This is a genomic window from Brevibacillus sp. SAFN-007a (genome assembly GCF_051967035.1).
Classification (GTDB): Bacteria; Bacillota; Bacilli; order Brevibacillales; family Brevibacillaceae; genus Brevibacillus.
The window spans coordinates 380,173-393,320 of sequence record NZ_JBQCKK010000001.1; the positions used below are offsets into that span (position 1 = coordinate 380,173).

Here is a 13,148-nt window from a genome sequence, read left to right on the forward strand (position 1 = left end):
AAGGGATTGAGTTGACGACGAGCAAGAAAGACTTACGCGCGTATTTGCAAGATCACCTGCTGGTCGGAGACGGAGCCATGGCAACCCAGCTGCATGCGCTGGGTGCCCCGGTTGGTGTCAGTTTTGAAGAATTGTGTATATCCAACCCGCGCGTGGTGCATGAGGTCCATGCGTCGTACTATCAGGCAGGGGCGCGTCTCTTGGAAACGAATACGTTTTCGGCGAACCGGGACGCGCTCAGCCGCTACGGCCTGGAGCACAAGGTAGCGCGGATCAACCGCCTTGCCGTGGCCATTGCCCGCGAGGCGGCCCAGGATGATGCGTATGTAGCAGGCAGCATTGGCTCGATTTTGGCCGGGCGAGTCAAGAAAAAGGTACTGGATGAGTATCGGGACCAATACGAGGAACAGGCGATTGCCCTCCTGCACGCCGGGGTAGACGCGCTGATTTTGGAGACGTTCCTTGATCTGGAGGAGCTTTTGCTCGCCGTCGAAGTCATCCGTCCGTTGACCGATGTGCCGGTCATCGCCCAGCTGGCCACGCTGGAGGTAGGGCGGACGCGCGACGGCTACTCGCTGACGGATGCGTTTCCCCAACTGAAAAAAGCAGGAGCCGATATCATCGGGCTGAACTGTCGGGTGGGACCGGCTGAAATTTTGCGCTCGTTTGAAAGTACGATCTTCCCGGACGATTCGCTGCTGTCGGCGTTTCCCAACGCCGGACGGCTGGGAATGACGGATGGGGAGTACGCCTTCAAGTCGTCTCCCGACTATTTTGCCGAAAGCGCCTTGCGCTTGCGCGACCAAGGGGTTCGCCTGATTGGCGGCTGTTGCGGAACCACTCCTGCGCACGTGAAGGCGATGGCAGACGCGCTCGCCTCGCAACAGCCGAAAGCCCGCGTGAATCCGCCGGTTGCTGCGAGAGAGCGCCCGCACATTTCCGTGGTCAGCACCCGTGAGCGGGAAAAGCCAAGCATTGTGGAACGGGTAAAAACAGGCACCACGATCATCGTCGAATTTGACCCGCCGCGCGATCTCGACGCCGAGCAGTTTTTGGACGGCTGCTGCGAGCTGCACAAGGCAGGGGCGGATGCGATTACGCTGGCAGACAACTCGCTTGCGACGGTGCGGATGAGCAACATGGCTCTCGGGGCGCTGATGAAAAACAAGCACGGGATCGATCCGCTGCTGCACATTGCCTGCCGCGACCGCAATCTGATCGGGCAGCAGTCCCATCTCATGGGACTGCACGCTCTCGGTATCGACCAGATTCTCGTGATTACCGGCGACCCGTCGCGCTTCGGCGATCTGCCAGGGGCCAGCTCGGTGTTCGATGTCACGTCCTTCGACCTGATCCGCATGGTGAAGCAGTTGAACGAAGGCGTTTCCTTCTCGGGACGTCCATTGAAACAAAAGGCCCAGTTTATCGTTGGCGCAGCCTTCAACCCGAACGTCCGCAACATGGCGGCAGCCGTTGCCCGGCTGGAAAAGAAAGTCGAGGCAGGGGCCGATTATATCATGACCCAGCCAGTATACGACGTCGAATCGATTCGGCTGGTACACGAGGCGACCAAGCACATCGGGGTTCCGGTCTTTATCGGAATCATGCCGTTGACCAGCTCCCGCAATGCGGAGTTTCTGCACAACGAAGTTCCGGGCATCAAGCTTTCGCAAGAGGCGCTGGAGCGGATGAAAAAGGTGCAGGGTCCGGCAGCCAGACAGGAAGGAATCGCCATCGCAAAAGAGCTGATTGATGCGGCCGTCCGCTATTTCAACGGCATCTACCTGATTACGCCCTTCAACTACTACGAGATGGCTGCGGAACTGATTGCCTACGTGCGCCAGCAGAGCGCTCTGCTCAAAACGGCCCAGCCCTAGAAGGCTCCCGCTGCCACCCGCTTTTTCACCCTCTGGCCAACAGGCCCTCGCTTCAGACACAGGCAAAGCCCTGGTCGTTTACGCGAGGGCTTTTAGTTGGTCGAGCATGTACGCGGTCTTCAATGCTTCGCGTGTGCAAAATTGGTGAATGGCCGCCGCATCCATCTGCTCGTACTGCTTCATGCGCAAAAAGCGTTCCAGCATGTGCGGAAAGGCGAGATCGACAAACAGCAGGTGCAGCTGCTCGGTAGACAGCGGATTTTCTTGCAAATAGCCGCGCAGCAGGGAGACAAACAACTGCTCGTTCCAGTCCCCCTTCTTGCGCATGGCAAGCGAAAGCACGCGGCTGATGTCTTTGGAAGGAAAGTCGTAGCGGACATCTTCCCAGTCGATAATCGCGATCCGTTTGTTGCGTGCGAGCAAATTGCCGTTGTTGAAATCGCCGTGGCAGAGAAAGTGCCTGTCAAGTGGCGTTTTTTTCCACTTGGCGAAATAGGCGGACGACTTCAACTGCTCCCGTGCCGTCTCTCCGGCCTGGCGAAAATAGGGGAGGTACTCGACGATTGTGGAGAAGCGCGGCTTCTGTTTGTCTTTGTGCCGTTGTTCCCACTTTTCCAGGGCGGCCAGGTCTGTTTTGTATTCCTCCGACCATGTGGGGGCGCCGTTGTACAGCTCGCCGTGCTTGGAGGTAAAGCCGAGCGAGCTTTTGTGAAACCGCCCCAGCACAGCGCCGACCTGCTCCAGTCTGGCGGGCGAGTTGTAGGCGATTTTCGGCCAGGACAGCCACTGATGGAGGACGAACAGATTGCCTTTCCAGACGATCGAACGCTTGCTGCTTTTCGTCCGCTGAATACCGGGGATGAGGATGCCCTTTTTGCGCAAATACGCTTCGGCATTCAGGATGAAATGCTGGCGCTCTTTCGGCAAATATGAGATTTTGCCGATGAATTTGCCTATAGAGGTATCGAAAAAAACAACGAGCGATTTGGGCGTTTCGCGAAGCTTTTCGTGGTGCGATACGGTCAGGGCGTATTTTTGCTCGATCTTGCGGATGAGGTCGTTCATCCGGTTTGCGCCTCCCTTGCGTGTAAGAACGTACGATTATCGTACGCCCGAGGGAGCGCGGAGTTGACACAAACCGGCTCAGTCGCGCGGCACAGGCAGCGGATGCCAGTTCTTTTCCCGCAAAAAGGCGCTAAGCTCGGCGAATCTGGCGATTTTCTCCGCGCGCGTGTAGGACGCATTGGCGCCACTGGTGGACGGGATCACGAACAAATAACTGCCCGCCCAGTCCGTGGTGCCGAAAGCTTTTTCCGGCTGCAAGCCGAGCGAGACAGCCGCTTTCTTTTGGCCCGTGGCATGGCGAAAGGCGGTGATCCCGTTAAAGCAGATGACGCGCGGGCGATAGGTCTGGATCATCTGCACGAACTGCTCGGCCCCTGTCGCGAAGTCGTCGCGGGTGAGGTCTTGCGACGAGCGGGTAGGGCGCGAGACGAGATCGGTGATGCCGTAGTCGTATTCCAAAAGCAGGGCGGTTTCCTCCGGGCGCAACTGCCGGGGAGTAAGCCCGCCTTCGAACAGGCCGCGCCAAAACAAATTCGCCGGGTTCGCGTAGTGGAAGCCGGCCGTTGCCGAGACGCGGCCGGGATTGATGCCGCAAAACAAAACCGCCAGATTGCGGCGGATGTAGGTCGGCAGCCATCGTTTTGTAAAGTCGGCCAAGGCGATTCCCTCCGTTTTTTCCCCATTGTAGCACATCCAAGAATGCTTGCCGAAGCACGCACGAGTAGCGGTCATGAAAAAAGCGCTCCCGGATCGGGAACGCTGTAGGTACAACCTGTTACAGTTTGTAGATGTCGGTATATTTTTTCTCCAGATAATCCATCAGGTACGTGGCGTTGGTGCCCTCCCCGGTGATCGCTTGCACCAGTTCGAGCGGGCTTTTCATTTTGCCGTGCTGATGAATGTTTTCTTTGAGCCAAGCGCGGATGGGCGCGAAATCTCCGTGCGCCACGAGTTCCTCGAAGCCTGCGATCTCGTTTTTCATCGCATGAGCAAACTGGGCGGCGTACACGTTACCGAGCGAATAAGTAGGGAAGTAGCCGAAGCTGCCGCCGGACCAGTGCACATCCTGGAGGACGCCCAGCGTGTCGGTTGGCGGCTCGACACCCAGGTATTCCTTCATCTTTTCGTTCCAGAGCTGCGGCAGATCGGCCACCTGGATCGTCTGGTTGATGAGTCCTTTTTCGATCTCGTAGCGAATCATGACGTGCAGGTTGTACGTCAGTTCATCGGCCTCGGTGCGGATGAACGACGGGGTCACCGAGTTGACAGCGCGGTACAGGTCTTCCGCCGTCACGCCTGCGAACTGCGTCGGGAACGCTTTTTGCAGATCACCGAAAAAGTGCTTCCAGAACGGCAGGCTGCGCCCGATCATGTTTTCCCAGAAGCGGGACTGCGACTCGTGAATGCCCATCGAGGTGCCCTCGCACAGCGGGGTAAACAGCAGCTCCGGGTTGATGTTTTGCTCGTACATGGCGTGGCCCGCCTCGTGAATGCAGCTGAACAAGGCGGAGTTGAAATCGTTTTCATCGTAGCGCGTTGTGATGCGGACATCGCCCGGATTGAAGGTCGTGCAGAACGGATGCACGCTTCTGTCCATCCGGCCCGCCTTGAAGTCGTAGCCGATTTTCTCCAGAACGTAGCGGCTGAACGCTTCCTGCTCGGCAACAGGGAAGTTTTTGCGCAAGAACGAGGTGTCCGGCTTGTGCGGGGAGTCGGCGATCGCCTGGACCAGCTTGACGGTTTTTTCCCGCAAGGTGGCGAAGATCGGATCGAGCTGATCGACGGTCATGCCCGGCTCGTACAGGTCGAGCAAGGTGTTGTACTTGTTCTTGCCGTCGTGTCCCCAATAATCGATGAACGCCAGCTGGAAGTTGACGATTTTCTCCAGGTACGGCTGGAACATGGCAAAGTCGTTGTTGGCCCTGGCTTCTTCCCACACCGTTTCCGCCTGGGAAGTCAACACGACAAACTCCTGGTACTGGGCTGCCGGAATTTTTTTGTTGCGGTCGAACTCTTTTTTGCATTCGAGTACGGTGTGGCGGGTGATGTCATCGAGCGCTTCCAGCGCGGACGGCTCGCTCAGCTCGGCGAGAAACGCTTCCATTTCCGCGGACGTCGCCAGCTTGAACTGTTCGCCAGCCAGCACGCCGATGATTTCGGAGCGGGCATCCATTCCTTTGCGGGGAGCTTGTGTCGCCTTGTCCCAATGCAGGACGGCGAGCGCCTGGTTGTAGCTGGTCATTTTTTTCACATAGGCCCGAAAATCGGCCGCGCGTGTCTCGAGATTCGTCGTCATGAAGTTCCTCCTATTTGCTTGATGTGCATAGCTAGGTAATGAATATGTATGACATGCATTCAAAAAAATTTTACTACATACTATTATAACGGCTTGCAGAAAAATTACTAGGTGGATGCAGGGCACATTTGTCGGTATAATCGTAGAGGAAAACAATCAGGCATCTTATTTGCGATGACAGGAGAATGAAAATGAGTCAAACCAACCCCCAATGGGAACATGAGATAGCAAAACGCCGTACCTTTGCCATTATCTCCCACCCGGATGCGGGCAAAACAACGATGACGGAAAAGCTGCTCTACTACGGCGGAGCCATTCGCGAGGCAGGGATGGTCAAAGGGCGGAAAAACTCCAAGCACGCCACCTCCGACTGGATGGAGATCGAGAAAAAGCGCGGAATCTCCGTGACGTCCAGTGCGATGGACTTTGAATACAAAGGGCACCATATCAATATTTTGGACACTCCCGGTCACCAGGACTTCAGCGAAGACACATACCGCACCCTGACCGCCGCCGATGCCGCTGTCATGATTATCGACGTGGCCAAAGGGGTGGAGGCGCAGACGATCAAGCTGTTCAAAGTCTGTCGGATGCGGGGCATCCCGATTTTTACGTTCGTCAACAAGCTCGACCGCCACGGGAAGGACCCGTTTGAGCTCTTGGAAGAGATCGAGCGCGTGCTGGGCATCCGCTCGTACCCGATGAACTGGCCGATTGGCATGGGCAGCTCCTTCAGCGGGGTCTACGACCGGATGAAATCCCGCGTCGAGCTGTACCAGAACAACACGCAGCACGAAGAAATTTCGTTTTTCCCGGTCGAGGGAGCAGAGGACCCGCTGATCGGCGAGCGCGTCGGTCAGGAGCTGTGGCAGCAGTTGCAGGATGAAATCTCCCTGCTCGACGTCGCCGGGGACGAATTCGATCCCGAACTGATCGCCAAAGGACAGCTGACACCCGTATTTTTCGGCAGTGCGATCAACAACTTCGGGGTGCAGACCTTCCTGGACAACTTTTTGCAAATGGCGCCAGCCCCTTCGGCGAAAAAGAGCAATATCGGCCTGATCGATCCGTACACGAATCCGTTTTCCGGCTTCATTTTCAAAATCCAGGCCAACATGAATCCGGCGCACCGCGACCGCATCGCCTTTTTGCGCATCTGCTCCGGCAAGTTCGAGCGGGGCATGTCCGTGAAGCACGTGCGTCTCGGCAAAGACATCAAGCTGGCTCAGCCTGTGCAGTTCATGGCGCAGGATCGTGAAATCGTCGAGGAGTCGTTTGCTGGCGACGTCATCGGCTTGTTCGACCCGGGCATTTTCCAGATCGGCGATACGCTTTGCGTCGGCCAATCGTTCGAGTACGAGGAAATGCCGCACTTCTCGCCGGAGTTTTTCTCCAAGGTGATGGTGAAAGACGCGATGAAGCACAAGCAGTTCCAGAAAGGCATCATGCAGCTGACAGAGGAAGGGACGGTACAGTTGTTCCGCACCTATCCGATGGAAGAACTGATTCTCGGCGTAGTCGGCGTCCTGCAGTTCGAGGTGCTGGAATACCGTCTCAAGGCCGAGTACGGAGTCGAGATCGTGCTGACGAGAATGCCGTACCAGATCGCCCGTTGGCTGGAAGGCGACAAGGCGGCGCTCGACGCCGTGAAAAACAAGACGGTTACCGACCGTTATGGACGCCCGGTGATGCTGTTTGAAAGCGAGTATCAGCTGCGGGTCGCCATGGAAAAGTATTCGTCGATCAAGTTCCACGAAAGCTCGCTCGGCTTGAAGGCGACACAAGCGTAACCGACACAAAAGAGCAGGATCTCGCGCAAGCGGCGGGGTCCTGTTTTTCTTTTCCGATCCTACTTGGACGACTCCCCTCATATACTGGGACAAAGACGGGCGGGATGAGAGGAAGGGAATGTCGTGAGGGTTCTGTTGTTGGTCGTGTTGTTTCTCGTTGCCTTCGACATGCACGCACAGACGCCGCTATTGGCGCCGTACTTGAATATGTTGGGTGTGTCGGCCGCCATGATCGGCTTTGTGCTGGGCGGCTATGCGGTCAGCAATCTGACCGGAAATCTGTTCGCGGGTCCTTTTCTTGATCGGTTTCCGAAAAAGTGGTTTATCGCCGGAGGCTTGATTCTGGCCGGGTTTATGCTGATTGGTCAGGGCGTCGTGACGCATACGGGCGGTTTTTTTGCTTTTCGGCTGTTGCTTGGCTTTGTCATGGCTTTCGTCTCTCCCGCTTGCTCGGCCATGCTGGGCGAGACGGGCAGAACAGCGCTTGAACAAGGCGAAATCATGGGCAAAAAAGGACTGGTGCTTACGACAGCGGGGATTGTGTCGCCTGCGGTCGGCAGCTTTTTTGCCGTTCAGTTCGGCTACGGCCAATCGTTTGTCATTCTCGGTTACATCATGATCGTTGCTGGCGTGTTTTCCTGGCTCGTGCTTCCGGCCAAAGTGGCTGGCGGCGGCGTTCCTGCCAAGCCGTTGCCCCAGGCGGAAGGGCGGCAGCGCCTGCTGATGATTCTGGAAAATCGTCTGCTGTACCCGGCTTTTTTGGGCGGGTTTGCGATTATGTACGCGCAAGGGACGATCATTTACGAGGTGCCGCTGCTCGTGCAAAAGCAAGGAATGTCGCCAGCCGTGACCGGCATATTGTTCAGCTTGAAAGGTTTGGGGGCGCTGGCGATTCTCTGCCAGTTCTGGCTGCACAAAGTCCCGGCGGAGACGCGCGGCTTCGCCGGACTCGGGGTGCTCAGCGCGCTTCTGTACATGCTGGCGCTCGGGGTGGCGATCCCGATTCAGGTCATGATGTTTTTGTTCGGCGCCTGCTTCGGCATGCTGTTTCCGACGTTTGCCACGATCTTGACGGTACATTCGCCGCGCGAGCTGTACGGCAGCGTGTTCAGCATCTACTCGGCGGTGCTGTCCGTCGGAGCAGTGCTGAGCCCGGTCATCGCGGGCTTGTTGGGGAATTGGCATCATTCGTACTTTATTGCCTTCTTCGTCACGGCAGGAGTGTGTTTGATTGGCGGGCTGCATCGGTTGTTGCTGAGCGGGGTGACGCGCTGAGAGAGCTGTTTCGCACCGCGCCGCTGGCAGGATCCGTGGGTTGATCGGGGGAGCAAATTCCCTTATAATACCGATGTGTTTTTTGAAAATTATTCTCAATGAGAAGCAAACGGCTACGGATGCGAATAGGCAGGTGTCATTTGGGTGAGGGAACAGGATAACAAAAAGATCAAGGATCTGGTTGCGCTGTGGACGAATGCCGCCGTTCACGTCATCGACATACGCCAGTTTGCCTTGCAGGCGCAAGAGACGTGGAGCAGCTACCGCCTGCCGACCTCCAGCTATTTTTACGCTTGCAAAGGACAGGCGCGAGTGTGGCTGGACGGACGCGAATATGCGGCAGACCGCTTCCTGCTGCTCCACGGCGGCAAAGGGGCGGTGCTGGATTTGCAGCCGTCTGAAGAGGGGATTGTGTTTTATCTCATTTTGTACAAAGCAAAGGGGATGCTGCCTCAGCAGGGCAAGCGTCACCTATTGATAGACCGTTCCGATCTGTTTCAGCTGCCGTACGGCTTTGTTCCGCACGAGCCGACGGTATTGTTCCAGCTGGTGGCGGCCATGTCCCGCGAATGGGACGCAAACGAGCGGCTGCGCGTCAAAGGGACGTTTTTGCAATTCGTCCACGAAGTCTTGCAGCAGTTGAGCCGGCAGGACTTGTCGCAAGCCCGGCAGCCGCTTGCCAAGCAGGTCGTCCGTTACCTGGACGAGCATTACACGACGCGGGTTTCTTTGGAGAGCCTCGCCGAGCAGTTTTGCTACAGTGCCCGCTACCTGACCCGTCTGGTCAAGGAAGAAACAGGCCACAGCCCGATCGACTACGTGATCTCGCTGCGAATGGAAAAGGCGAAGGAGCTGCTTGCCCAAACAGACGCGACCATGCAGGAAGTAGCGGCTGCTGTCGGGTATCCGGACGTGCTCTATTTCAGTCGGTTGTTCAAAAAGCATACCGGGATGACGCCGAGCGCCTTTTCCAGGCAGGCTCGGACGGCCCCTGCCGTTCCGGATCGTCTATATGGAAAGTCCGGATTGTCTATTGTGGACGAGAAGCGGGAAAGCTATAGTGTTAACGATAATCGTTATCAACGAAGCTTTGGGGGGATCGTTCGCATGAACAAAAAATCAACGCGCCACATGGCAACTCTCTTCATGGTCAGTCTCGCACTGCTCGTGAGCGCGTGCTCTGGCACGGCAAGTCCGACACCGCAAGCCGGGGGGAGCGTACAAGAGCAGGCCGGAGCGGCCCAGCGCGAATTGACAGACGGGTTGGGCAACAAAGTGACGGTACCTGCGCATCCACAGCGGATCATCGCTTCTTACCTGGAAGACCATCTGGTGGCGCTGGGCGTGAAGCCGGTCGCCCAGTGGTCGGTCGGCAAAGGCGACGTGCAGGGGTATCTGCAAAAAGAACTGGCGGGAGTTCCGGCGATTCCGTACGACCTGCCGCCTGAAGTCGTGATGAGCTACAATCCCGACTTGATTATCATGGACAATGCAGACCTGGTAGCGGGAGACAAATACAGCCAGTACGCCAAAATTTCGCCGACGTATACGATTGGCAAAGAAAAGAACAGCGACTGGCGCAAAGAGCTTCTGATCGTGGGCGAGGTATTGAACAAGAGCGAGGAAGCGAAAAAGGTACTGGCCGATTACGATGCGTACGCGGCCGAGAGCAAAGAAAAGCTGAAGCAGGGAATCGGGGAAAAATCGGCGGCTGCGCTCTGGGTGACAGCGAAAGGCATCTACATGGCGCGTCAGGACTTGTCCAGCGGAGATGTGCTGTACAAAGACCTCGGGTTTAAAGTGCCGAGCGTCGTCCAGGAAATTTCCAAGTCGGGCGAGGCCAACTGGAACGCCGTGTCTCTGGAAAAACTGGCCCAGCTTGACGCCGACTACCTGTTTATCGTCAACAGCAAAGGCGTGTCCAAGGACGAGTTTTTGAAGGAGCCGGTCTGGGCGAACATCCCTGCGGTGAAAAACGGACATGTCTACGACTTTACGACAGAATCAAGCTGGCTGTACACGGGCGTGATCGCCAACCGCCAGATGATCGAGGACGTACTTCAAAACGTACTGAAATAAGCCAAACGAAAACCAAACCACCGTTCGCAGCAGGCGGACGGCGGTTTGGTTTTTTATACGCTGTCAGGCGGTCTCTTTGTTTCCATGGACGTGGCGCCTGCTCGTCGCGCTTTCACATGCTTGAGCTCCGCCACGATGATGAAGCTCACGATGACGAGCAAAAACCACGAGCTGATTTTGCTCAGATGCACCAGCTCCCAGCCGGAGCGCTGGTTCGGATAGGCCCAGGCGCCGAAAAAGGTGGCGATATTTTCCGCGATCCAGATGAAAAAGCCGATCAAAAAGTAGCCGAGCGGAAGCGGCATGGAAAAGCGCTCGTGGGTGACGCGAAAGTATACTTTCGATCGCCAGAACACGAGGAACATGAGTGCCATCAATACCCAGCGCAGATCCCAGATGAAGTGATGGGTGAAAAAATTGAGGTAGATCGCCGCACCGAGCGAGGTTACCCAGATCGGCTTCGGCCAGTTGGTCAGGCTGACGTCCAGGCGACGCCACGCCTGGCACAAATAGCTTGCGACACTTGCGTACATGAAGCCGCTGTAAAGCGGAACCCCGAACACCTTGCTGTATCCGTCCTCCGGATAGCTCCAGGAGCCCATCTGCACCTTGTAGATTTCCAGACACAGGCCGATCAGGTGAAAGACCGTGATGACCTTCAGTTCGTCCCGCGACTCCAGCCCGCTTTTCACCATCCACACCTGAAAAGCCAGGCAGAGCAGCAGCAACAGGTCGTATCGGGGCAGACCAGGGATGGCGACGAATTTGGATACCGCAAGCGAAGCGAAGATGAAGACGGGAAACAGACAAGACAGGGCCTCCTGATACGCGAAGTGCAGCAGGAGGCGAATGAAGCGGATCATTCTTCGATGTCGTCGGCAGGAGTGGGGCCTTTGGCGACAGGCAAATCGTAGGAGCTCCAGTCGCTCCAGCTTCCTGCGTACAGCTTGGCGTCAGTCCGTCCTGCCTGGTGCAAGGCGAGGAGGTTGGTGCAGGCCGTGACCCCTGAGCCGCAATAGACGATGATCTCCCGGTCCGCAAAGTCGGCGATGCGAGCCTGGAGCTGTTCCGGCGGCAGCATGGTCATGTCCGCAGCCAGGTTGTCCTTGTAAAAGAAATGGCGGGCGCCAGGGATGTGTCCGGCCTTCGGATCGAGCGGCTCCAGCTCGCCGCGATAGCGCTCGCCTGCTCGCGAATCGAGCAGCACCGTCTCGGGCTTGCGCTTCTGCACGTCTTCGATGCTCGCCAGCATCTCCGGGCGAGGGCGCGGGACAAACGTGCGCGCCTGCGGTGTCGGCACGTCGGCCGTCACCTCGTAGCCGGCCTTTTTCCAGGCGGCGTATCCGCCATCGAGTACGGCGACGCGGTCGTGACCGAGGTAGCGCAGCAGCCACCAGAGACGTCCAGCCATCGCCATTTCCTGGTCATCGTAGGCGATCACTGTCGTGTGCTCGTCAATGCCCGAGCGGGAAAACAGCGCGGCGAGAGCGGCGGGATCGGGAAGCGGATGGCGTCCGCCATGCGCGCCCTTTTGACCGGACAAATCGCGATTCAGATGGAAATAGAGGGCTCCCGGAATATGATCGGCTGCGTATTCCTGCGCCCCCTGTTCGGAAGCGGACAGCGCAAAGCGGCAATCGGCGATGACGATCCGCTCGTCGTGCAGATGATCGCGGAGCCATTGTGGTGTGACAAGTGCTTGCATCGTTCCCCCTGCTTTCTGATGTTTTCTTCATCATAGCAGATGGCGATTAGATCGAGTACAATATTTGTAAATGTGGCGGTAGAGAGGAGTAACAGGATGAAGCGTGTAGTCCGATACTTTTTCGAAGGCTTGCTGTACGTCATTCCCTTGGCCGTGACGATTTTCATTTTATACACCTTTTTTACAACGGTGGACAGCTGGTTTTACAATCTGGTCAGCAAGCGGTTCCCTCTCCCTTTTCCCGGCGTGGGGGTACTGATTACGATCGTGGGCATTACGATTGTCGGGTTTTTGGCCTCCAACGTGCTGACGCGCGGCTTATTGGCCGTTGTGGACAGCGTTTTTGAAAAAGTGCCGTTCATCAAGCTGATCTATACGGCGATCAAGGATTTGACCGGGGCGTTTGTGGGGGACAAAAAAAGCTTTGACAAGCCAGTTCTGGTCAGGTTGTCCAAGGACTCGGGAGCCAAAGTCATCGGCTTCGTGACAAAAGAAAGCATGGATACATACGGGCTGGCCGACCATGTTGCCGTTTATCTCCCGCAATCGTACAATTTTGCGGGCAACCTGCTGCTGTTTCCAAGCGAGCAGGTGCAGCCGCTCGACATGGACAGCGCCGAGGTGATGGCGTTTCTCATCTCGGGCGGGGTATCGGGCAAAAAAGCGGCCACCAAAGCCGAAAACGAACAAAGCTGCCAGGCATGAGGCAGCTTTGGCGTATCGTTTTCCACGGAACGTGCACAGGGCAGCTTCCGACCGTTTGGCCGTGAAGCTGCCCTGCTGTTGTCGGGTGCCTTAGCTGCTGAAAAAACCGCTGCGGCTGGAATGTTTGCGACGATAAAAGTGATGGCCATACGATTTGTGACCGAGCTTCCACAGCGGGCCGCGATGGCGATAGCCGCTGCTGCTGTATTTGCGGTAGCCGCGCCCGGTCATTTTCCCAAAAAATCGTGCGCCTTTTTTCAAGAGTGCCACGACAATGACGACCGCGACAAGAAACAGCACGAACCCGATTCCTAAAATGGTCAGGATGACTGACATCTGCATCGTCTCCTTTTGTC

11 protein-coding genes are annotated in these 13,148 nt (G+C 56.8%); 5 read left to right on the forward strand and 6 right to left on the reverse strand.

Going from position 1 to position 13,148, the window contains the following annotated elements; genetic code table 11:
• Nucleotides 1-11 precede the first annotated feature (11 nt).
• Nucleotides 12-1,877, forward strand: a complete 1,866-nt coding sequence (locus tag ACTHO6_RS01900; protein ID WP_440238745.1) for a bifunctional homocysteine S-methyltransferase/methylenetetrahydrofolate reductase — start codon at nucleotides 12-14, stop codon at nucleotides 1,875-1,877.
• A 78-nt stretch (nucleotides 1,878-1,955) separates the two neighbouring features.
• Here the strand turns inward: ACTHO6_RS01900 and ACTHO6_RS01905 are convergent, their stop codons facing one another.
• From ACTHO6_RS01905 to ACTHO6_RS01915, 3 genes are all read right to left on the reverse strand, one after another.
• On the reverse strand, nucleotides 1,956-2,942 hold the full coding sequence (locus tag ACTHO6_RS01905) for a phosphotransferase (RefSeq protein ID WP_440238747.1): 987 nt from the start codon (nucleotides 2,940-2,942) through the stop codon (nucleotides 1,956-1,958).
• 78 nt (nucleotides 2,943-3,020) lie between these two features.
• Nucleotides 3,021-3,635: a mismatch-specific DNA-glycosylase gene (locus tag ACTHO6_RS01910; RefSeq protein WP_440239402.1), complete on the reverse strand. Its 615-nt coding sequence runs from the start codon at nucleotides 3,633-3,635 to the stop codon at nucleotides 3,021-3,023.
• Nucleotides 3,636-3,717: 82 nt separating this feature from the next.
• Nucleotides 3,718-5,238, reverse strand: coding sequence for a carboxypeptidase M32 (locus ACTHO6_RS01915; RefSeq protein WP_440238749.1), 1,521 nt, complete (start codon nucleotides 5,236-5,238; stop codon nucleotides 3,718-3,720).
• 191 nt (nucleotides 5,239-5,429) lie between these two features.
• Between ACTHO6_RS01915 and ACTHO6_RS01920 the strand changes: the two genes are divergently transcribed.
• From ACTHO6_RS01920 to ACTHO6_RS01930, 3 genes are all read left to right on the forward strand, one after another.
• A complete protein-coding gene (locus tag ACTHO6_RS01920) occupies nucleotides 5,430-7,028 on the forward strand; it encodes a peptide chain release factor 3 (RefSeq protein ID WP_440238751.1) in 1,599 nt (532 codons plus the stop codon).
• Between the two features lie 123 nt (nucleotides 7,029-7,151).
• Entirely contained in the window at nucleotides 7,152-8,303 is a 1,152-nt protein-coding gene (locus tag ACTHO6_RS01925; RefSeq protein WP_440238753.1) for an MFS transporter, read from the forward strand.
• Nucleotides 8,304-8,447: 144 nt separating this feature from the next.
• Nucleotides 8,448-10,382 (forward strand): AraC family transcriptional regulator, encoded by a 1,935-nt coding sequence (locus ACTHO6_RS01930; protein ID WP_440238755.1) that lies wholly within the window; start codon nucleotides 8,448-8,450, stop codon nucleotides 10,380-10,382.
• Between the two features lie 53 nt (nucleotides 10,383-10,435).
• On the opposite strand, the gene ACTHO6_RS01935 is transcribed toward ACTHO6_RS01930, so the two are convergent.
• Together ACTHO6_RS01935 and ACTHO6_RS01940 are read right to left on the reverse strand one after the other, a co-directional pair.
• The gene (locus ACTHO6_RS01935) at nucleotides 10,436-11,245 is read right to left on the reverse strand and encodes a DUF817 domain-containing protein (protein WP_440238757.1); all 810 of its coding nucleotides are present in this window, start codon (nucleotides 11,243-11,245) and stop codon (nucleotides 10,436-10,438) included.
• Nucleotides 11,242-12,087 (reverse strand): sulfurtransferase, encoded by an 846-nt coding sequence (locus ACTHO6_RS01940; protein WP_440238759.1) that lies wholly within the window; start codon nucleotides 12,085-12,087, stop codon nucleotides 11,242-11,244. The genes ACTHO6_RS01935 and ACTHO6_RS01940 overlap by 4 nt, the downstream gene beginning before the upstream one ends.
• A gap of 96 nt (nucleotides 12,088-12,183) precedes the next feature.
• On the opposite strand from ACTHO6_RS01940, the gene ACTHO6_RS01945 reads away from it, so the two are divergent.
• Nucleotides 12,184-12,792, forward strand: coding sequence for a DUF502 domain-containing protein (locus ACTHO6_RS01945; RefSeq protein WP_440238761.1), 609 nt, complete (start codon nucleotides 12,184-12,186; stop codon nucleotides 12,790-12,792).
• Nucleotides 12,793-12,882: 90 nt separating this feature from the next.
• Here ACTHO6_RS01945 and ACTHO6_RS01950 read toward each other — a convergent pair whose 3' ends face one another.
• Complete coding sequence (locus tag ACTHO6_RS01950; protein ID WP_440238763.1) at nucleotides 12,883-13,128, reverse strand: hypothetical protein; 246 nt, start codon at nucleotides 13,126-13,128, stop codon at nucleotides 12,883-12,885.
• Nucleotides 13,129-13,148 lie beyond the last annotated feature (20 nt).

Excerpts from the sequence above, each read along its gene's own strand:
- ACTHO6_RS01905 (WP_440238747.1), bottom strand. The coding sequence starts at position 2,942 with ATGAACGACCTCATCCGCAAGATCGAGCAAAAATACGCCCTGACCGTA.
- ACTHO6_RS01910 (WP_440239402.1), bottom strand. The coding sequence starts at position 3,635 with ATGTGCTACAATGGGGAAAAAACGGAGGGAATCGCCTTGGCCGACTTT.
- ACTHO6_RS01915 (WP_440238749.1), bottom strand. The coding sequence starts at position 5,238 with ATGACGACGAATCTCGAGACACGCGCGGCCGATTTTCGGGCCTATGTG.
- ACTHO6_RS01920 (WP_440238751.1), top strand. The coding sequence starts at position 5,430 with ATGAGTCAAACCAACCCCCAATGGGAACATGAGATAGCAAAACGCCGT.
- ACTHO6_RS01935 (WP_440238757.1), bottom strand. The coding sequence starts at position 11,245 with ATGATCCGCTTCATTCGCCTCCTGCTGCACTTCGCGTATCAGGAGGCC.
- ACTHO6_RS01940 (WP_440238759.1), bottom strand. The coding sequence starts at position 12,087 with ATGCAAGCACTTGTCACACCACAATGGCTCCGCGATCATCTGCACGAC.
- ACTHO6_RS01945 (WP_440238761.1), top strand. The coding sequence starts at position 12,184 with ATGAAGCGTGTAGTCCGATACTTTTTCGAAGGCTTGCTGTACGTCATT.
- ACTHO6_RS01950 (WP_440238763.1), bottom strand. The coding sequence starts at position 13,128 with ATGTCAGTCATCCTGACCATTTTAGGAATCGGGTTCGTGCTGTTTCTT.